The organism is Alcaligenes sp. Marseille-Q7550, assembly GCF_965112015.1.
Window position 1 is genome coordinate 711,185 of sequence record NZ_CBCOPU010000002.1, and the last position, 20,046, is coordinate 731,230.

16 protein-coding genes and 1 pseudogene are annotated in these 20,046 nt (G+C 65.7%); 5 read left to right on the forward strand and 12 right to left on the reverse strand.

The genetic code is table 11. The features are described from left to right. Window positions 1–8: 8 nt before the first annotated feature. The 7 genes from ACWPWO_RS12730 to ACWPWO_RS12760 form a co-directional block, all read right to left on the reverse strand. Window positions 9–926 carry an ABC transporter permease gene (locus ACWPWO_RS12730; RefSeq protein WP_454006890.1) on the reverse strand — a complete coding sequence of 306 codons (918 nt, stop codon included), beginning with the start codon at window positions 924–926 and terminating at the stop codon, window positions 9–11. After that, complete coding sequence (locus ACWPWO_RS12735) at window positions 926–1,987, reverse strand: ABC transporter permease (protein WP_454006891.1); 1,062 nt, start codon at window positions 1,985–1,987, stop codon at window positions 926–928. The genes ACWPWO_RS12730 and ACWPWO_RS12735 overlap by 1 nt, the downstream gene beginning before the upstream one ends. Further along, complete coding sequence (locus ACWPWO_RS12740; protein WP_454007488.1) at window positions 1,974–3,497, reverse strand: ABC transporter ATP-binding protein; 1,524 nt, start codon at window positions 3,495–3,497, stop codon at window positions 1,974–1,976. Before ACWPWO_RS12740 ends, ACWPWO_RS12735 begins: the two co-directional genes overlap by 14 nt. A gap of 153 nt (window positions 3,498–3,650) precedes the next feature. Beyond that, on the reverse strand, window positions 3,651–3,842 hold the full coding sequence (locus ACWPWO_RS12745) for a YqaE/Pmp3 family membrane protein (protein WP_394061431.1): 192 nt from the start codon (window positions 3,840–3,842) through the stop codon (window positions 3,651–3,653). A gap of 139 nt (window positions 3,843–3,981) precedes the next feature. After that, complete coding sequence (locus tag ACWPWO_RS12750; protein WP_454006892.1) at window positions 3,982–4,968, reverse strand: diaminopimelate dehydrogenase; 987 nt, start codon at window positions 4,966–4,968, stop codon at window positions 3,982–3,984. Window positions 4,969–5,030: 62 nt separating this feature from the next. Then, complete coding sequence (leuE, locus tag ACWPWO_RS12755; RefSeq protein WP_454006893.1) at window positions 5,031–5,696, reverse strand: leucine efflux protein LeuE; 666 nt, start codon at window positions 5,694–5,696, stop codon at window positions 5,031–5,033. A gap of 285 nt (window positions 5,697–5,981) precedes the next feature. Beyond that, on the reverse strand, window positions 5,982–7,505 hold the full coding sequence (locus ACWPWO_RS12760; RefSeq protein ID WP_454006894.1) for an acetyl-CoA hydrolase/transferase family protein: 1,524 nt from the start codon (window positions 7,503–7,505) through the stop codon (window positions 5,982–5,984). A gap of 196 nt (window positions 7,506–7,701) precedes the next feature. On the opposite strand from ACWPWO_RS12760, the gene ACWPWO_RS12765 reads away from it, so the two are divergent. Further along, window positions 7,702–8,610, forward strand: a complete 909-nt coding sequence (locus ACWPWO_RS12765; RefSeq protein ID WP_454006895.1) for a LysR family transcriptional regulator — start codon at window positions 7,702–7,704, stop codon at window positions 8,608–8,610. Window positions 8,611–9,446: 836 nt separating this feature from the next. Here ACWPWO_RS12765 and ahpF read toward each other — a convergent pair. The 3 genes from ahpF to ACWPWO_RS12780 form a co-directional block, all read right to left on the reverse strand. Next, complete coding sequence (ahpF, locus tag ACWPWO_RS12770) at window positions 9,447–11,039, reverse strand: alkyl hydroperoxide reductase subunit F (RefSeq protein ID WP_454006896.1); 1,593 nt, start codon at window positions 11,037–11,039, stop codon at window positions 9,447–9,449. Window positions 11,040–11,147: 108 nt separating this feature from the next. Then, the gene (gene ahpC / locus ACWPWO_RS12775) at window positions 11,148–11,711 is read right to left on the reverse strand and encodes an alkyl hydroperoxide reductase subunit C (protein ID WP_394061443.1); all 564 of its coding nucleotides are present in this window, start codon (window positions 11,709–11,711) and stop codon (window positions 11,148–11,150) included. Between the two features lie 226 nt (window positions 11,712–11,937). Then, complete coding sequence (locus ACWPWO_RS12780) at window positions 11,938–13,362, reverse strand: aminotransferase-like domain-containing protein (protein WP_454006897.1); 1,425 nt, start codon at window positions 13,360–13,362, stop codon at window positions 11,938–11,940. Between the two features lie 155 nt (window positions 13,363–13,517). Between ACWPWO_RS12780 and ACWPWO_RS12785 the strand changes: the two genes are divergently transcribed. The 4 genes and pseudogenes from ACWPWO_RS12785 (at window position 13,518) to ACWPWO_RS12800 (ending at window position 17,780) form a co-directional block, all read left to right on the forward strand. Then, complete coding sequence (locus tag ACWPWO_RS12785; RefSeq protein WP_454006898.1) at window positions 13,518–14,402, forward strand: DMT family transporter; 885 nt, start codon at window positions 13,518–13,520, stop codon at window positions 14,400–14,402. 416 nt (window positions 14,403–14,818) lie between these two features. Beyond that, a pseudogene (locus ACWPWO_RS12790) lies at window positions 14,819–15,555 on the forward strand (phosphoadenylyl-sulfate reductase). Window positions 15,556–15,564: 9 nt separating this feature from the next. Next, complete coding sequence (cysD, locus tag ACWPWO_RS12795; protein WP_454006899.1) at window positions 15,565–16,476, forward strand: sulfate adenylyltransferase subunit CysD; 912 nt, start codon at window positions 15,565–15,567, stop codon at window positions 16,474–16,476. Next, on the forward strand, window positions 16,476–17,780 hold the full coding sequence (locus tag ACWPWO_RS12800) for a sulfate adenylyltransferase subunit 1 (RefSeq protein WP_454006900.1): 1,305 nt from the start codon (window positions 16,476–16,478) through the stop codon (window positions 17,778–17,780). Before cysD ends, ACWPWO_RS12800 begins: the two co-directional genes overlap by 1 nt. Here the strand turns inward: ACWPWO_RS12800 and ACWPWO_RS12805 are convergent. Together ACWPWO_RS12805 and ACWPWO_RS12810 are read right to left on the reverse strand one after the other, a co-directional pair. Beyond that, a complete protein-coding gene (locus ACWPWO_RS12805) occupies window positions 17,774–18,967 on the reverse strand; it encodes an acetate/propionate family kinase (RefSeq protein ID WP_454006901.1) in 1,194 nt (397 codons plus the stop codon). The genes ACWPWO_RS12800 and ACWPWO_RS12805 overlap by 7 nt on opposite strands. Continuing rightward, window positions 18,964–19,959 (reverse strand): phosphate acetyltransferase, encoded by a 996-nt coding sequence (locus ACWPWO_RS12810; RefSeq protein WP_454006902.1) that lies wholly within the window; start codon window positions 19,957–19,959, stop codon window positions 18,964–18,966. Before ACWPWO_RS12810 ends, ACWPWO_RS12805 begins: the two co-directional genes overlap by 4 nt. Between the last annotated feature and the right edge of the window lie 87 nt (window positions 19,960–20,046).

A 20,046-nucleotide genomic window follows, 5' to 3' on the forward strand; every position in this document is an offset into this window, starting at 1 on the left:
TCAGTCCTCTAACTGTTGGGATTGAAGTTTTTGCCAAGCGAGGCAGGCATGTTCAGCCTGATCCAGTTGGCATTGCGAGAGATCAGAACCAGCACGATGATGGTGGCCAGATACGGCATCATGGCCAGCAGTTGGGAGGCCACCGGCACGCCCAGCGCCTGGGCGCGATCGGTCTGGATGGTGACGCCGCCGAACAGGTAGGCGCCCAGCATCACGCGCAGGGGCCGCCAGGTGGCGAAGGTGGTGAGCGCCAGTGCGATCCAGCCGCGTCCGGCCACGATATTCTCCACCCACATGGGCGTGTACACCAGACAGATGAAGGCGCCGGCCAGCCCGCAGCAAGCGCCGCCGAACACCAGCGCGCCCAGGCGGATCAGGCGTACGTCATAGCCCAGCGAATGTGCCGAGGAAGGCGATTCGCCCACCGCGCGCAGCACCAGGCCGGCGCGGGTGCGGGCCAGGAACCAGGTCACCAGGCCGCACAGGACCCAGGATACATAGACCATGTAGTGCTGCTCGAACAGGGCGGGCCCGATGAAGGGAATGTCCTTCAGGAAAGGAATGCCCGCCTTGGTCACGACCAGAGAGCTGCCCGAGAGCGGGATGCCGATGTAGGCCGAGGCGCCTACCCCGAACAGGGACAGCGCCAGGCCGCAGGCCACCTGGTTGGCGCCCAGCCAGACCGTCAGCCAGGCGAAGAACGCCGCCATGACCATGCCGGTCAATGCGCCCAGCAGAAAGCCCAGCGCGGGGTTGCCGGTCTGCACGGCGACAGCGAAGCCCACGATGGCGGCCATCAGCATCATGCCTTCGGAACCCAGGTTGATCACGCCGGATTTCTCGTTGATGAGCAGGCCCAGCGCGGCCAGCATCAAGGGCGTGCCCGCATTGATGGTCGCGGCGAGCAGAGGTGCGATGGCGTCCATTACTTTCTCCAGACCAGACGCTTGGTGATGAACACGTCACAGGCCAGCAGGGAAAACAGCAAGATGCCCTGGAAGATGCCGGTGATGGCGTTGGGCAGGCCCAGGCGGCTCTGCGCCAGTTCGCCGCCGATGTAGATCAGGGACATCACGAAAGAGGAAAAAATCACGCCCAGCGGGTGCAGGCGGCCCACGAAGGCGACGATGATGGCGGCAAAGCCGTAGCCGGGGGAGATGGAGGGTGTCAACTGCCCCACCGGCCCCATGACTTCGGCCGCTCCGGCCAGGCCGGCCAGCGCGCCCGACAGCAGCAGGGACGTCCACAAGGCCTTGCGCGAGGAAAAGCCGGCATAGCGAGCCGCCAGCGGCGCCATGCCGCCCACGCGCAGCCGGAATCCGGACATGCTCCGAGTCAGGAAGAGCCAGCCCAGCACCGCGGCCACCAGGGCCAGCACGATGCCCACATGCAGACGCGTGCCCGGCAGTACCGCAGGCAGCAGAAAGCCGTCCGAGAACAGGCTGGACTGCGGAAAGCCGAAGCCGTCCGGGTCGCGCAAGGCGCCGTGCACCAGGTAGCTGAGCAGATGCTGGGCCACATAGACCAGCATCAAGGAGACGAGGATCTCATTGGCGTTGAAACGGTCCTTCAGGAAGGCCACGATGGCGGCCCAGAACATGCCGCCCAGCATGCCGCACAGCAAGGCGGCCGAGTTCAGCCAGAAATCGCCGTTCTCGCCGGTGTCGACCTGCAGCACGAAGGCCCCGGCCGCCAGTGCGCCCACCACCAGCTGCCCCTCGGCGCCGATGTTGAAGACATTGGCGCGAAAGCAGATGGCCAGGCCGACGGAAATGAGCAGCAGCGGAATCAGCTTGACGCCCACCTCCGCCCAGCCGTTCATGTCGCGCAGGGGCTCCAGGAAAAAGACATTCAAGCCCGCCAGCGGGTTCTTGCCCAGCGCCCAGAACAAGGCGCCGGCCACGACCATGGTCAGCAACACGGCCAGCAAGGGCGAACACCAGGCCATCAGCGTGGATGGAGCGGCGCGGTTCTCAAGCCTGAGCATGCCCGGCCTCCGTCCACAAACCGCTCATCCACTGCCCGATCTGATCGACACTGGCTTGCGCCACGGGAATGGAAGGAGACATACGACCCTTGGAAATCACAATCAGGCGATCGGCGATCGCAAACAATTCATCCAGCTCTTCGGAAATGACCAGCAGCGCGCAACCGGCGTCGCGCAGGGCCAGCAGCTCGGTATGGATCTGGGCGGCCGCGCCCACGTCCACGCCCCAGGTCGGCTGGGCGATGACCAGCACGCGCGGCTGGCGCGTGACTTCGCGGCCGATGATGTACTTCTGCAGATTGCCGCCGGACAGGCTGTTGGCCGGGGCCTGGTCGCCCGCAGCCTTGACGCTGAAGCGGCGGATGATGCCCCCGGCCAGGCGCCGTATGGAGGCAAAGCGCAGGAATCCGCGCCGCACGGTGTCTTCGCCCTGGTGCGACAGCAGCAGGTTCTGCGCCAGCGACAGCTCCGGCACGGCGCCGCGCCCCAGGCGCTCTTCCGGCACGAAGCCCATGCCGTGGTCGCGCCGCCAGGCCGCATCGCGCTGACCTACGGGCTGGCCGTCCAGGAGGATGGATTGCGGGTCGGCGCGGGTGTCCTCGCCCGACAAGGCCGCCAGCAGCTCCTGCTGGCCATTGCCCGAAATGCCGGCCACGCCCAGGATCTCGCCCTGGCGCAGTTCGAAATTGATGTCTTCCAGCTCGCAGGCAAAGGGGTGCGACTTGGGCAGGCGCAGCGAGCGCACCTGCAGCAGCGTGGCCCCCTCCTGCCGGGCGCGAGCCCCCAGCGAAGCCGGCTCGGCGCCTATCATCAGGCGCGAAAGGCTGGCGGTGGTCTCCTGGCGCGGATCGCAATAGCCGGTGACCTTGCCGGCCCGCATCACGGTGCAGGCATGGCACAGTTCGCGGATCTCGTCGAGCTTGTGGCTGATGTAGACGATACTGCAGCCTTCGGCCGCCAGCTGACGCAAGGTGCCGAACAGGCGGCGCACCGCCTGGGGCGTCAGGACGGAGGTGGGTTCGTCCAGGATCAGCAGCTTGGGTTTGCCCAGCAGCGCGCGCACGATCTCCACGCGCTGGCATTCGCCCACCGACAGGGTATGAATGTGCCGGCGCGGATCCAGGTCCAGCCCGTACTGGCGGGCGGTTTCACGGATGCGCCCCTCCAGTTCCTGCATATTGGTCGAGGCAGGCAGGCCCAGGGCGATGTTTTCCGTGACCGTCAGCGTATCGAAGAGGGAAAAATGCTGGAACACCATGCCTATGCCCAGCTGGCGTGCCGCGGCGGGACTGCTGATCTGCACCGGCCGGCCGTCCCAGAGTATCTGCCCGCGATCAGGCTTGACCACGCCGTAGATGATTTTCATCAGCGTGGATTTACCGGCACCGTTCTCGCCCAGCACGGCATGGATCTCGCCCGGCCTGATGGACAGGGACACGCTGTCATTGGCGACGACGGCCGGGTATTCCTTGGTGATGTCGTTCAGCTCGAGGCGAGGCGCAACGCCCATTGCGGGCATGGTTTCCTCGCCGGGGTCAGGAGAATGACCCATGCTGGGCGGTATGGTCATGGCTGCATCGGCAAAAAAAGATAAAAAACGTCTGTGCCGGCAGATTCTACCGGCTCAGACGCGCAATACGGAAAGGATTTACCCTAGGGAGGGTCAGCGCTTGCCCAGGGCCTGTTCGATTTTCTTGTCGGTCTTGTATTGACTCAATGAATACACGGCCCAGATGGCGGCGGGAACCCAGCCGATCAGGGTGATCTGCAGGATCAGGCAGATGATCCCGGCAAACGGGCGGCCGATGGTGAAGAACGCCAGCCAGGGCAGCAGCAGGGCTATCAGCAAACGCATGCCAACACTCTGAAAAAGTAGAAGAGGAGCGATATTTTACTCTTTATTGCCCCCTACTTGCAGGCGCAGGACTGCCGCGAATACTGATTCCGCCCATCAGCGCCGCGCATGGCGCGCGCCGATGGGTGGAATCGCCGTTTTACAGCAGCTCTTTGCGCAGCTCGGCGGGCGACTTGGGCGAGAGCAGGCCGGGAGCCACGTCGAACACCGTCTTGGCGCCGATCTGGCCCTGCTGGTTCATGCGGTAGGCGGCGCGCGCATACGCGACCAGCACGCTGGAGGTGAATTCCGGATTGCTGCCCAGGTTCAGGGAATACTCCACCACCTGCTGGGTGCCGGCGCCGGACTGGCCGCTGCGGATCACGAAACCGCCGTGCGGCATGGCCGAATGCTCGCGCGCCAGCGTGTCCGCATCGATGAAATTGACTTCGGTGTCGTAGTCGGCGAAATAGTCGGGCATGGTGACGATGGCCTGGCGCACGGCGTCGGCATCGGCGCCTTCGGCCAGCACCACGAAGCACTGGCGCTTGTGTTTCTCGCGTGTGCTGAGCACGGGCTGCTCGCCGTTGCGCACGCGCTGCACGGCGGCCTCGATAGGCAGGGTGTACTGCACGCCGCCGGCCACGCCGGGCACCCGGCGGATGGCGTCCGAGTGGCCCTGGCTCAGGCCCTTGCCCCAGAAAGTGTAGGTCTCGCCCACCGGCAGCACGCATTCGCCGTACAGGCGGTTGATGGCGGACAGGCCTGGATCCCGGCCCACGGCGATCAGGGCCGTGGTCCCCGCGCCCTGGGCGGCGGCGTCCACGGCGGCGTGGTATTCCGGAATGCGGGCATGGGTGTCGAAGCTGTCCACCGTGTTGAACCACCGGGCCAGCGCAGGGCCCTGTTCGGGCAGGTCGTTCTTGGAGCCGCCGCAGAGGATCAGCACGTCGATGGCGTCACGGTGCTGCTCGATGCCGTCCAGCGCATGCACGGGCACGGACGCATTCTGCAGTTTCACGGAAGCGGGATCGCGGCGGGTGAAGACGCCGACCAGCTCCATGTCCGGATTCTGGGCGATGGCCAGTTCGACGCCTCGCCCCAGATTGCCATAACCTGCGATGCCGACACGGATTTTGCTGCTCATAAGTGATGATCTCCTTTGACTGATGAAGAGGTGATGCGTTGCGGCGATGCGGGCTATCTGTTTCAGTCGCTGATCATGCGGGCTGCAAAACCCATGAACAGCAATCCCACCGAGCCGTTGCCCAGGCGGGACAGGCGCTGGTGCCGCCGGAAGATCCCCGCCAGCCGGTCGCCCCCCACGATCAGCAAGGACAGGTAGCAGAAGCTGATGACCTCCACCACCAGGCCCAGCACCAGAAAGGCCAGGCCGGCATGGCCGGCGGCGGGATTGACGAACTGGACGAAGAAAGACAGGAAGAACAGGATGGCCTTGGGATTGAGCAGGCTCAGGAACACTGCCTTGCGGAACCGCCCTTGGTGGCGCACGCGGGTGTCGATGGCGCGCATCGCCCCGCCCTTCTGGAAGGCCGACTGCAGCAGGCGCACGCCCAGATACAGCAAATAGGCCGCGCCCAGCCAGCGTATGCCCATGTAGAGCATGGGCAGGGTCTTGAGCAGGGAGGCCGCTCCCAGGGCGGTCAAGGTCATGAGGATGCCGTCGCCCACGACCACGCCCAGCGCAGCCTTGTAGCCCTCCCGCACGCCATGGCCCGCGCTGCTGGCCAGTACGTAGAGCGAGTTGGGGCCCGGCAGGAGCACGATGAACACCGTCCCCACCACAAACGCCCAGAAATTGATGATCCCGATCTGTTCCAGCACCCCGGCCTCGCTTTGCGCGCAACAATACATGATTTTAGCGCTAAAAGGGGCCCCCACGCTGCGCAGGCTGCCGCCTGCTTGCTGTCCACCTCGCGGCAGGCAGGCCGCTCGGATTCGCCAGGCGCAGGACAGTCCGCAGGGACTGTCTTGTGTCCGGGCTCATCCCCCAAGGGGGGCGCCTTTTGCCTCGGGCGGCCCGGCTGCCCAGCAATAAAAAATGCCCCTGGCACGGGTGGCATGCCAGGGGCGATCAGGTCAGTCAGATGCTCGTGCGGCGGCGGACTGACTCGGCGTCGCACGATTCGGACCTGATCACTACGCAGTCGCGGCCTCCTGGGCATGGAACTGCTCCTGGCGCATGGTGCCGTGTTGCTGGTAGCGGGCATGCCAGGACAAGGCTTCTTCCAGAATGTGCGGGGTATGTCCGCCGCGCTGTTCGGCACGCTGGACATAGTCGAGCAGGGCCGCGCGGTAGTCGGGATGCGCACAGTTCTGGATGATGACGCGGGCGCGCTCGCGCGGCGCCAGGCCGCGCAGGTCGGCCAGCCCCCATTCGGAGACCAGCACGGCCACGTCGTGTTCGGTGTGATCCACATGCGAGACCATGGGCACGACGCTGGAGATGTCGCCGTCCTTGGCCACGGATTTGCTCACGAAGATGGACAGGTGGGCATTGCGGGCGAAATCGCCGGAACCGCCGATGCCGTTCATCATGTGCGTGCCGCAGACGTGCGTGGAATTCACGTTGCCGTAGATATCGAATTCCAGGGCGGTATTGATGGCGATGATGCCCAGGCGGCGCACCAGCTCGGGATGATTGCTGATTTCCTGCGGACGCAGCACCACCTTGTCGCGGTAGCGCTCCAGGCCGTCCAGGAACTGCGCCGTCCTGGCTGCGGACAGCGTGACCGAGGAGGCCGAGGCAAAGCGCAGCTGGCCCGAATCCAGCAAGGCGATGGCGCTGTCCTGCAGGACTTCCGAATACATGGTCAGGTCGTGGAAGGGAGAATCCACCAGGCCGTGGGTGACGGCATTGGCGATGGTGCCTATGCCCACCTGCAAAGGCAGCAGTGAATTGCTCAGTCGGCCGGCCGCCACTTCGCCTTTCAGGAACTCGATGATGTGGCCGGCGATGGCCTGGGTTTCGGCATCCGGCGGCAAGGCGCTGGACGGGCTGTCCAGCGCGTCGGTCACGACGATGCCCATGATGCGGGCGGGGTCCACCTGGATGGCGGCGGTGCCGATGCGCTGCTCGACCGAGGTCAGGGCGATGGGCTCGCGATGCGGACGCATTTCGGGCACGTAGATGTCATGCAGGCCTTCCAGCTCCAGGGGCATGCCCAGGTTCAGCTCCACGATGATCTGCTGCGCCTGCTGGGCGAAGCTGGCCGAATTGCCCACGGAGGTGGTGGGTACGATGGCGCCGGTCTCGGTGATGGCCACGGCTTCGATCACGGCGATGTCGATGGCGGGCAGGTTGCCGCAGCGCAGTTGCTCCACGGTCTGGGACAGGTGCTGGTCTGCGAACAGGACCTTGCCTTGGTTGATGTGGCGGCGCAGCACGGCGTCCACCTGGAAGGGCATGCGCTTGGCCAGCACGCCCGCCTCGGCCATCAATCCATCGCTGTCGTTGCCCAGCGAGGCCCCGGTGATCACATTCAGGCGCAGCGGCTCGGCCTGGGCGCGCTGCGCCAGGGCGCGCGGCATGGCCTTGCAGTCGCCAGCGCGCGTAAAGCCGCTCATGCCCACATTCATGCCGTCCCGGAAGAAGGCCGCCGCCTCCTGCGCCGTCATGACCTTGTCTTCCAACCCTGGGAAACGGATGCGATCCTTGAACATCGTATGCTCCTGTCTCGGTATCATGATCTGCCAGCTGTTGCGATCGGGGGAGCCTGGGTCCGAAAGCGCCGGGCGAGGTCTCCACGCCCTGGCAACTGGCGTTTATGTTTTTGAACGACGTCAGCATAGCATCGCCATAATGAATAAAATCACTGCTGGAAAGTCGTAAAATTCATGACTGAAAAGGAAGCTGGCCATGGATGTCAGATCGCTGCGGTACTTCATCGAAACCGTTAAACATCAAAGCTTTACGCAGGCAGCCCAAAGCCTGAACGTGACCCAGTCCACGGTCAGCAAGATGGTCAGGCAACTGGAAGACGAGGTGGGCGAGCCGCTGCTGATCCGCGACCATCGCCAGCTCCAGCTCACCGATTGCGGCAAGGTGGTGCTGGAGCGCGGCCAGGAAGTCCTGCAAAGCGTGCAGCGGCTGCTGCGCGAGGTGCATGAAGTGCAGGCCCTGCAGCGCGGCAGGCTGGAACTGGGCATGCCGCCCATGATCAATGTGCTGTTCACCGAAGTGCTCAAGGCCTTCAAGGCCCGCCACCCGAGGATCGAGCTCGTCTTGCACGAAGAGACCGGCATGGGGATCGAGCGCCTGGTGGCCGCCGGCGCGGTGGAGATGGGTTTGAGCATCCTGCCGCTGGGTCCGGAGCTGAACTTGTCCGCCGCCCCTGTGGCGCGCCACGGCGTCTGGGCCATAGGCCGCAAGAACAGCTTTCGCAGCGCGCAGGGCAAGGTCAAGCTCGAAGAGCTGGAGCGCCACCCGCTGATATTCCTGAGCGACGACTTCGCCCTGACCCGCATGCTGCGCCGCGCCTTTGCGCATGCCGGCCTGCAGCCCCACATCGCGGCCCAGAGCGGGCAATGGGACTGGGTGGCCTCCATGGCGCAGGCCGGCATGGGCATCGCCCTGCTGCCCCAACCCTTTCTGTCGCGCCTGGAGCCCGGCGACTGGGTCGCGGCCGAGGTCGTGGAGCCCGCCCTGAACTGGGAAGTGGCCCTGCTGTGGAACGGCCGCTACCTGTCGCAGGCGGCCAAGGCCTGGCTGCAGGTGTGCGCGGACGTGCTGGGCGGCAGTTGGCCTGGGCTGGACGGCGAAGCCTGACAAGAAGCGCCTGGGCCCGCGATCCATACACCCTGCCGCCGACCCCAAAAAAAGGTTCTTCGAGGAATTCCGGGGACTCCTCCGTGTTTGACGAGCCGTTTGGGCCAAGCGGAAAGAAGCTCGGGTTCTCGCGAGGCAGGCCGGGGCGGGCCGGCTTGGCTGGGTCCTTCGCCCGCGCTGTGCGCGGGTTCCCTGGTCAGGATACGGGGGCGGGCGGGGCGTGAACTCCCAGGGTGATTCGTCCACTGGACGAATCACAAGCGCCCTGCTCGAGCAGCACGCCCCTTGCCTCCCGCCCCCGCATCCCGCCTGCGGCGAAGGCCCTGACTCGCCCGCCGGGCCGCCCCGGCCCGCCTCACGAGAACAGCGCCGTCTTTTTGGCCCAAACGGCGGGACGTCCGCACACGTCGTACAACGCATCAGCCATCCGCTGAATTTTCTGCTTGGTATGGATGTTCAGAGCCGGGGCGATGCCATCGGCATTTTGAGCCGTTCAAGGCGCGGGAAGATCGGACGGGGCGGGTCGGATGGCTTGCCGCAGGCGGGGTGCGGGGACGGGAGCTAAGCGTCGTTCTGTTCGACGGCGGCGCTTGTTGCTCGCCCGGGGGGCGAGCAACCCGCCGGAGTTAACGACGCGCCCGGCCAGGCGCCTCGACCAGGGCACCGGCGCGGCGCGCCGGCAAGCCGTCAGCACCGTCCGCTCTTCCTGCGCCTTGAATGGCGTCTTCAAAAAACCAGTTCGGCATCGATCTGGCCATTCAGTTCCCCGAATTCTTCGAAGAACCAAAAAAAGCCACCCCCGCAGGGGTGGCTGCTGATCACGCCGTCCTTGACGATCAGGCGGTGACGCTTTCGGCGACGGGCTGTTCCACTTCGGCCGAGCTGCGGATCAGGTAGTCGAAAGCGCTGAGCGAAGCCTTGGCGCCTTCGCCGGCGGCGATGATGATCTGCTTGTACGGCACGGTGGTGACGTCGCCCGCGGCAAACACGCCGGCCAGGGAGGTCGCGCCGCGCACGTCCACTTCGATTTCGCCGTGCCGCGACAGCGCGACATCGCTGCCCTTCAGCCATTCGGTGTTGGGCACCAGACCGATCTGCACGAACACGCCGTCCAGATCCAGATGCCGGGACTGCTGGGTCTCGCGATCCAGGTAGTTCAGGCCCACCACCTTCTTGCCGTCGCCCAGCACTTCCGTGGTCTGGGCCTGGGTGATGATCTTGACGTTGGGCAGGCTGCGCAGCTTGCGTTGCAGCACCTCGTCAGCGCGCAGGGTCGCGCCGAACTCGATCAGCGTGACGTGGCGCACCAGGCCGGCCAGGTCGATGGCCGCTTCCACGCCGGAGTTGCCTCCGCCGACCACCGCCACGTCCTTGCCCTTGAACAGGGGGCCGTCGCAGTGCGGGCAGTAGGCCACGCCGCGGTTGCGGTATTCCTGTTCGCCGGGCACGTTCAGTTCGCGCCAGCGCGCGCCGGTGGCCAGGATGACGGACTTGGCCTTCAACTGGCCGCCGCCGGCCACGTCCACCAGGATCTGCTTGCCTTCGCGGCGGATGTTCGCGGCGCGATGCAGATTCATGATGTCCACGTCATAGGCCTTGACATGCTGCTCCAGCGCCGCGGCGAACTTCGGACCTTCGGTCTCGACCACGGAGATGTAGTTCTCGATGGCCATGGTGTCCAGCACCTGGCCGCCGAAACGCTCGGCCAGCACGCCGGTGCGGATGCCCTTGCGCGCCGCATAGATGGCTGCCGGCGCGTCGGCGGGACCGCCGCCCACGACCAGCACGTCGTATTCGTCCTTGGCGTCCAGGGCCTGGGCGCGGGCTTCGTTGTCGCCGGCGTCCAGCTTGGCCAGCAGTTCCTCGGCGCTGGCGCGTCCCTGGTGGAACAGCTCGCCGTTCAGGTACACGGCCGGCACGGACAGGATGTTGCGCTCTTCCACTTCCTTCTGGAACAGCGCGCCGTCGATGGCCACGTGCTTGATGCGCGGATTGATGACGGACATCGCGTTCAGGGCCTGCACCACGTCGGGACAGTTCTGGCACGACAGCGAGAAATAGGTTTCGAAGACGAAGTCGCCCGACAGATTGCGGATCTGTTCGATGACGGCCTCGTCCAGCTTGATCGCGTGGCCGCCGACTTGCAGCAGGGCCAGGATCAAGGAGGTGAATTCGTGCCCCATGGGGATGCCGGCGAAGCTGACGCTCACGTCGGTTCCGGGACGGTTGATCTTGAAGGAAGGCTTGCGCTCTTGCGAGCCCGCGTCTTCGCGATAGCTGATCTTGTCGGAGAGGCTATCGATTTCCTGCAGCAGTTCGCGCAGTTCCACGGACTTGGCGCCCACATCCAGCGACGCAACGATCTCGATCGGTTGGGTGATCTTCTCGAGATAAGCCTTCAATTGAGTTTTGATGTTTGCATCTAACATGAGAAACGCCTTTTTTATCCTGTACTGAACGAAACACATGGGGCGCCGGGCCGGCCAAGGCAACTGGCGAGCGGGGGGGGGCGCGGCCCGCCTGCGACCATAGAGGTCTTAGATCTTGCCGACCAGGTCCAGGGAAGGAGTCAGCGTCTTGGCGCCTTCTTCCCACTTGGCTGGGCACACTTCACCGGGGTGAGCGGCGATGTACTGGGCAGCCTTGACCTTGCGCAGCAGTTCGGAAGCGTCGCGGCCGATGCCGTTGTCGTGGATTTCCAGGACTTTGATCTCGCCGGCTGGGTTGACCACGAAGGTGCCGCGCAGAGCGATGCCTTCTTCTTCGATCAGCACGTCGAAGTTGCGGGACAGTTGGTGAGTCGGGTCACCGATCATGGGGTAGTTCACTTTGCTGATGGCGTCGGACGTGTCGTGCCATGCCTTGTGAGCGAAGTGGGTGTCGGTGGACACGGAGTAGACTTCCACGCCCAGCTTCTGGAACTCTGCGTAATGGTCGGCCAGGTCTTCCAGCTCGGTTGGGCACACGAAGGTGAAGTCGGCTGGGTAGAAAACGAACACGGACCATTTGCCGGCGACGGTTTCGTTGCTGACTTCAACGAACTTGCCGTTGTGGTAAGCGGTTGCCTTGAATGGTTTGATGACGGTGTTGATCAAAGACATGTTAGCTCCAGTTAGCGGTTAACAATTGACAGTAAAGCCATTATAGGACGCTGCGATCGATTAGTGAAATTGATTAATACAATTGCACTAATTGCAAATACCTATCGCATTGAGCGCAGAATTTTCTTTCTGTGCGCAACACGTCTCTATGCTAACAGAGCTGGATTACAGTGCAACTACAGATACAGTTCGGCATAAGGCCTGAGGCCGGCGCGCAGGCGCATTGTCAGACGGATACGCTGTCCGTCCTCTGCCGGGCGGCATCCAGACACCGTTCGAGGTCGCCCCAGAACGCATCGTCGCCGGCCACCGACACGTTGATGCGCATATAGGTCGAGGGCTGCTGCTCCGGCGAGAACAGGGCGCCCGGCACCAGCAGGTGCCCGGGCCTGCCCAGGGCCCGCACCAGGCTCTCGGTCTCCACGCCGGTATCCACCCAGACGAACAGGCCCGCCTGTGGCGGCGCATCCGGCGCCAGGCCCAGCCTGGCCAGGCGCTCCAATGTCTGCTGCCGGCCATCATCCGCATGATGCCGCAGACGATCCAGGTGCTTGCGGTAGGGTCCGTCCACCAGCAGCCTGTGGGTGACCCGTTCGCTTAGTTCTGGGGTGGTCAGTCCCGCCAGCATCTTCAGGTTGACCAGCGATTGCAGCAAGGCAGGCGACGCCGCCATGTAGGCCAGGCGCAAGCCCGCCGCCAGCACTTTGGAATACCCGCCCACCAGGGTGACCCGGTGCAACTGATCCAGTTGCGCCAGCCTGCAGGACGGATGCGAATGCAGTTCGCTGTAGGTATCGTCCTCGATGATGTGGAAACCCCAGGTCTGGGCGAGCGTCAGGATGGCGTGGGCAACCGACGGGCTCAAGCTGAAGCCCGTTGGATTGTGCACCACGGTGTTCAGGATGACCAGGCGCGGCCGATGTTCCCGGGCCAGTTGCTCCAGCACGGCCACGTCCGGCCCGTCGGCGCGCCGCGGCACGCTGAGCACCCGCACATCCACCACCGCCAGGCGGGCGAACAGCAGATACCAGGCGGGATCCTCCACCACCACCGTGTCGCCCGGACGCAGCCAGTGTCGCAGCAGCAGGTCCAGCGCATGCGTGGCCCCGCTGCACAACAGGATCTGGGTGTCCGGGTCGGCCTGTATGCCGCTGTCCTCCAGTTGACCGGCGATGTGCTGGCGCAAGGGCCGGTAGCCGTGAGAATGGCCATAGCCCAGCAGGCCCGAGTCCGCGCTGCGGCTGACCTGCCGCACGGCTGCCAGCACCATGTCGTTGTCCAGCCACTGGGTGGGAATGCCGGCGCTGTCGCTCTGCCCCATGAAGCTGTTCAGCATCCAGTTCACGTCTATCTTGCGCGGTTCGTCCCTGTTCACCCGCAGTGACTCGGTGCGCAGACGCCGGGGCTGGCGCACGCGCACGAAGAAACCCGAGCCCGGCCGGGATTCCACCAGCCCCAAGGCCATGAGCCTGTCGTAGGCCGCCACCACGGTATGCGTGCTCACGCCGGCCGACTGCGCCATCTTGCGCACCGAGGGCAGGCGGCTGCCGCCGCGATAGCGCAGGCGCAGCTCCTGCTGCACCCAGGCCACCAACTGTTCGCTGAGCGTGACGTCCGAGCCGCGGACCGGCTCCCAGTTCGTCCATTCCATTATGCTGCCCCCATCGTCGCAACGTCGGACTGTAGTGGTGATTCGACCAATACGGCTGAAGCGTCTGATCGCCCAACTGTACTGCTGCTGTATTGCTTATTTATTTTACGCTTGTTGCTCCAATGAACACATGACCTTCATCCATGGAGACACCCATGAGCCACAGCACGACCTACCAACCGTCCGCCCCCGCCCTGCTTCCCTATGCGTACGCCTTCGTGGGCGTGCTGGTCTTCGCCTTCACGCTGCCCATGACGCGCGTGGCGGTGCACAGCTTCGACCCCTGGCTGATCGGCATGGCTCGCGCCAGCATTGGCGGCCTGTGCGCCGCGCTGATCCTGCTGGCCACCCGCAGCCGCTTCCCCACCGCCGCCGAATGGCGCGGCATCGCCCTGTCCTGCACGGGCGTGATCGTGGGCTGGCCGGTCTTCTCCTCCATTGCCATGCAGTCCGTGCCCTCCTCGCACGGCGCCGTGCTCAGCGGACTGATCCCGCTGGCCACGGCCATCATCGGCGCCAGGCGCAGCGGCGAATCCCTGAGCAGGCGCTTCTGGCTGCTCAGCCTGCTGGGCGCCATGCTGGTGCTGGCTTACGCCTTCTACATCGGCGAAGGCGCGCTGCAAGTGGGCGACCTCTGGCTGGCGCTGGCGGTCTTCATGGCCGGCGTGGGCTACGCCGAGGGCGGCCGCGTGGCGCGTACCCTGGGCGGCTGGCGCACCATCTGCTGGTGCCTGGCGGCCAGCCTGCCGCTGACCGTGCCCGCGTCCCTGTGGCTGGCCCTGCCCATGGAGCAGGCGCCCACCGCGCAAGCCACGATGGGCCTGCTGTACCTGGCGCTGTGCTCGTCGCTGCTGGGCTTTTTCACCTGGTTCAAGGCCATGGCCATGGGCGGGGTGGCGCGCATCGGCCAGGTCCAGCTTGCCCAGCCTTTCCTGACCATCCTGATCTCCGCCCTGTGGCTGGGCGAGCAAGTGAACCTGCTGACCTGGCTGAGCTGCATCGTCATTGTCGTCCTCATCGCCGCCAGCCGTCGGGCCTGAGGAATCCCCACACGCTGCGCCTTCGGCTTGCTGTCCACCTCGCGGCCTGTATGCCGCTCGGATTCGCCAGGCACCAGACAGTCCGCAGGGACTGTCTGGTGTCCGGGCTCATCCCCCGAGGGGGCGCTTTTTATCTTGGGGCGGCCCGGCGATAAAAACCGGCTAAACCCCCACGCTGCGCCTTCGGCTTGCTGCCCCCCGAGGGGGCGCTTTTTATCTTGGGGCGGCCCGGCGATAAAAACCGGCTAAATAGACCTGGGGCATAACCACCTTACGAATAGTTCGTTCCCCTGCCCGGCCGGCGCAAGCAAACTTGCTCATAAGTTTATGAACGATGTGACGTGTCGGCCAGGCTCCGCCTTACCAGGAATTCCTCTTTCGGCCGGCACCGCCACAGCCTGCCGGGAATTCCGATCGTGCCCTCCTACGCCCCCGCCATCACCGCCCTGACCGCCCGTCCGCTGGCGCTCTGGAAGCAACTGCGCGACGACCTCGTCTGGATCGCCCGCGAACATCCCGACGCCGTCCTGGCCTCCTCGCTGGCCGCCGAGGACATGGTCGTCTTCCACGCCATGTCCATCTACGCGCCCGAGCTCCAGACCCTGACGCTGGACACCGGCCGGCTGCATGCCGAGACCGTGCAGATGGCGGCCGCCATACGCCAGCACTACCAGCGCGAGATCCTGTTCTTCCGCCCCGATCCCGAACGCGTGCAGGCCCACGTGCAGCAGCACGGCGCCCATGCCTTCTATGAAAGCGTGGAACTGCGCAAGCAATGCTGCCAGATACGCAAGGTGGAGCCGCTGCGCCGCGCCCTGGCCGGACGCTCGGCCTGGATCACCGGCCAGCGCCGCGAGCAATCGGCCAGCCGCAGCGAACTGGCCCGCCAGGAATACGACGCGGTGTTCGGGCTGCAGAAGTTCAACCCCTGACCGAATGGACGCACGAGGACGTCTGGGCCGTCATCCGCGGGCTGGGCATTCCCTACAACCCCCTGCACGACCAGGGCTATCCCTCCATAGGCTGCGAACCCTGCACCCGCGCCATCCGCCCCGGCGAAGACGTGCGCGCCGGACGCTGGTGGTGGGAGCAACGCGACAGCCTCGAATGCGGCCTGCACGCGGGCAATCTGCACAGCAGCGTCAATACCTAAAGGAACACCATGGGCGAACCACTTGCCACCCGTACCCACCTCGACTGGCTCGAGGCCGAAGCCATCTTCATCCTGCGCGAGATCGCCGCGGAAGCGGAAAAACCCGTGCTGCTCTTCTCGGGCGGCAAGGACTCCGCCGTGCTGCTGCGCCTGGCCGAAAAGGCCTTCGCGCCCGGCCCTCTGCCCTTTCCCCTGATGCACGTGGACACCGGCCACAACTACCCGGAAGTGATCGAGTTCCGCGACCGCCGCGCTGCCGAGCTGGACGCGCAACTGATCGTGCGCAGCGTCGAGGATTCCATCGCCCGCGGCACCGTGGTGCTGCGCCCCGAGAGCGCCAGCCGCAACGGCGCGCAGGCCGTGACGCTGCTGGAAGCCATCGAGGAGTTCGGTTTTGACGCCTGCTTCGGCGGCGCGCGCCGCGACGAGGAGAAAGCGCGCGCCAAGGAGCGCATCGTGTCCTTCCGCGATGAATTCGGCCAAACGGACCCCAAGGCCCAGCGCCCCGAGCTCTGGCACCTGTTCAACACCCGCATCCACAAGGGCGAGAACCTGCGCGTCTTTCCGATTTCCAACTGGACCGAACTGGACGTGTGGCAATACATCCAGCGCGAAGGCATAGAACTGCCCTCCATCTATTACTCGCACTCGCGCGAGGTCGTGGAGCGCAACGGCCTGATCGTGCCCGTCACGCCCCTCACGCCGCTGCAGGAAGGGGAAACCTCGACCTGGCGCGAGGTGCGCTTTCGCACCGTAGGCGACATCTCCTGCACCTGCCCGGTGCTGTCCACGGCAGCCACGGCCGAAGACATCATCGCCGAAACGGCGCTCGCCACCATCACCGAGCGCGGCGCGACACGCATGGACGACCAGACCTCGGAAGCGTCCATGGAACACCGCAAGAAACAAGGATACTTCTGATGAACGCAGTCAATGAATCTTGGATCCAGGCCGCCGACCAGGGCGTGCTGCGCCTGATCACCGCCGGCTCGGTGGACGAAGGCAAGTCCACCCTGATCGGTCGCCTGCTGGTGGACAGCCAGGGCGTGTTCGCCGACCAGATCGCCGCCATCCAGCGCTCCAAGTACAAGCGCGGCGAGGACGCGGAACCCGACCTGGCCCTGCTGACCGACGGCCTGGAAGCCGAACGCGAGCAAGGCATCACCATCGACGTGGCCTACCGCTACTTCGCCACGCCCAAGCGCAAGTTCATCGTGGCCGACACGCCCGGACATGAACAGTACACGCGCAACATGATCACGGGCGCCTCCACGGCGCAGGCCGCCATCATCCTGATCGACGCCAGCCGCGCCCGCGACGGCCAATTGCTGACCCAGACCAAGCGCCACAGCACCGTGGCCCGCCTGCTGGGCCTGCGCCACATCGTGGTGGCCGTCAACAAGATGGACCTGGTGGACTGGGACCAGGCCGTGTTCGACCGCATCCACGCCGCCTACCGGGAACTGGCGGAACACCTGGGCATCGAACACTTCCACATCATTCCGCTGTCCGCCCTGAAGGGCGAAAACATCACCCGGCCTTCCAGCCATGCGCCCTGGCATACGGGCCTGCCGCTGCTGCCGCTGCTGGAGTCGCTGACCCTGGATGACGAACGCCAGAAGCCCGCCCGCCTGTTCGTGCAATGGGTGATCCGCCATGGCGGCAGCCGCGTGGACGGCTTCCGCGGCTATGCGGGCCAACTGGACGGCGGCCGGATCCATGTGGGCGACACCATCCAGGTCTGGCCCTCGGCCCGGACGGCCGTGGTCACCGGACTGTATCGCGCCGGCCAGGAGCAGACCCAGGTCGAGGACGGCGATGCGGTGACGATCGTGCTGGACCGCGAACTGGACATTTCGCGCGGCGACCTGCTCACGCTGGCCGACGAGCCCGTCACGCCGCGCAAGAGCTTCGAAGCCGAATTATGCTGGCTGGACGAACAGCCGCTGAGCACGTCGCGCTCGTATTGGCTCAAGCAAGGCACCCGTCTGACGCAGGCCAAGGTGCGCGCCGTGCATGCCGTGCGCGACGTGCGCAGCCTGCAGGAACAGGAAGCCAGCGGCACGCTGGCGCTGAACGACATAGGCCGCGTCAGCATCGCCAGCCGCGATCCCCTGGTGCTGGACGACTACCAGGAGCATGCCGGCACCGGCGCCTTCATCCTGATCGACGCCGGCACCAACCAGACGGTCGCCGCCGGGCTGGTGCACAACGCCGCCTACTGAACCGGCGCGGAGCGCACCAGGGCCAGCGACTGCTCAGCAATGATGCGCTCTTCGTTGGTTGGAATGACCATCACCCGCACCGGGCTGGCGTCCGTGGAAATCACGGCTTCGCCGGCCTGGTTGCGCGCTTCGTCCACCTCCACGCCCAGCCAGGCCAGATGCTGTGCGATCCGCGCGCGTACCGGGGCGCTGTGCTCGCCGATGCCCGCCGTGAACACCAGGGTGTCCAGGCCCTGCAAGGACACGCACAGCCCCGCCAGGCTTTCGGCGGCGCGGTAGCAGAAGTACTCCACCGCAAAGCGCGCGCGCGGATCCTCGGAGTCCTGCAGCACGCGCATGTCGGCGCTGATGCCCGACAAACCCTTCAGGCCCGACTCGGTGTAGAGCAGCGACTGTATGGCGTCGTGGTCCATGCCCTGTTCCATCATCCACAGCACTACCCCCGCATCCAGACGGCCGGGACGCGTGCCCATGGGCAGGCCATCCAGCGCCGTGAAGCCCATGGTGGTCTCCACGCTGCGCCCCTCCTTCAGGGCGCAGGCCGAGGCGCCCGAGCCCAGGTGGGCCACCAGCACGCGGCCCCGGGCCAGCTCCGGCCAATGGGACCGCAGGTGCTCGGAAATATAGTGATAGGACAGCCCATGAAAGCCGTAGCGGCGCACGCCCTGCCGGTAGAAGCGCTCCGGCAGGGCGAAATGCCGCACCTGCGGGGCCTGCCCCTGGTGGAAGGCGGTATCCAGGCAAGCCACCTGGAAGATCTCCGGCCAGCGCTCGAAGATGACGCGCACCGGAGCAAGATTGTTCTGCTGGTGCAGCGGCGCCAGCGGCGAGAGGCTGTCCAGATAGTCCAGCACCTGGGGCGTCAGGGCCACGCTGCGGTCGTAGCGCGGCCCGCCGTGCACGATGCGGTGTCCCACGGCGATGGGCTCACGGTCCAGGCGGGCCAGCAGCCAGTCGGCCACCATGGCCTGGGCCGAATGCAGATCCCGCGCCTGGCCGGCCTCCAGGGGCTGTCGCTCCATGGGCCGGCCAGGCGCGTCGTCCACCTTGAAGGCCGGCGTGGCGCCGCCTGTACCCGACACCTGGCCGCCGTACTGGAACGCCAGCCGGTCGTCTTCCTCTACGGCGTACATGTGGAACTTGAGGCTGGAACTGCCGGCGTTGACCACCAGGATCAGTTCGCTCATGGCGTGATCTCCTTGACGGCGGCGCTGCGCTCCAGATGCCCGGCGTAGAGGCTGGCCACGGCGCAGGAGGCCAGGCGGGGCGCCGCGCCGTCGGCGCGGCTGGTCAGGATGATGGGCACGCGCGCGCCCATGACGATGCCCGCGTCCAGCGCCCCCGACAGGAAGGTCAGGTTCTTGGCCAGCATGTTGCCGGCTTCCAGGTCGGGAGCCACCACGATCTGCGCCTGCCCGGCCACCGGCGAGCGTATGCCTTTGATGCGGGCCGCCTCGGGACTGATGGCATTGTCCAGCGCCAGCGGTCCATCCAGCACGCCGCCGGTGATCTGGCCGCGATCGGCCATTTTGCACAAGGCGGCCGCCTCCAGGGTGGTGGGGATCTTCGCGGTGACCTGCTCGACGGCGGACAGCAAGGCCACGCGCGGCTCGCCCAGGCCCAGGCCGCGATGCAGGTCGATGGCGTTCTGCACGATGTCGGCCTTGGTCGCCAGGTCGGGAAAGATGTTGATGGCCGCATCGGTCACGAAGAGCGGGTGCGGATAGCGCGGCACGTCCATGATGAAGACATGGCTGAGCCGGCGCCCGGTGCGCAGGCCCTTGCCCTGGGTGCACAGCACGGCGTGGATGAGCTCGTCGGTGTGCAGGCTGCCTTTCATCAGCAGTTGGGCGCGACCGGCCAGGACTTCGCTCACGGCGGCCTCGGCCGAGGCATGGCTGTGCGGCGTGTCGATCAGGGTGACGCCGTCCAGGCTGAAGCCGTGCTCGGCCGCCACCGCATGCAGGCGCGCCTGCGGCCCCACCAGCACGATGTCGAACAGGCCCTGGTCGCGGGCCTGGAGGGCGACGCCCAGCGACACGTCGTCGCAGGGGTGGGCCACGACGCAGGTGCGGCTGGGTTCCTTGCGGGCCTTCTGGATCAGGCGGGAGTAATGGCTGGACGCCTGGCCGCCGTCGGCGGCCGAGGACTTGGGGGCGAGGCCAGCATGGCGAGTCATGATGATGGTCTCCGGTAGGATGGTCTGGACACAACCCTACACTACACCAGTTTCATGACAGCCTGTCCTTGATCAGGCGCAGGAAAG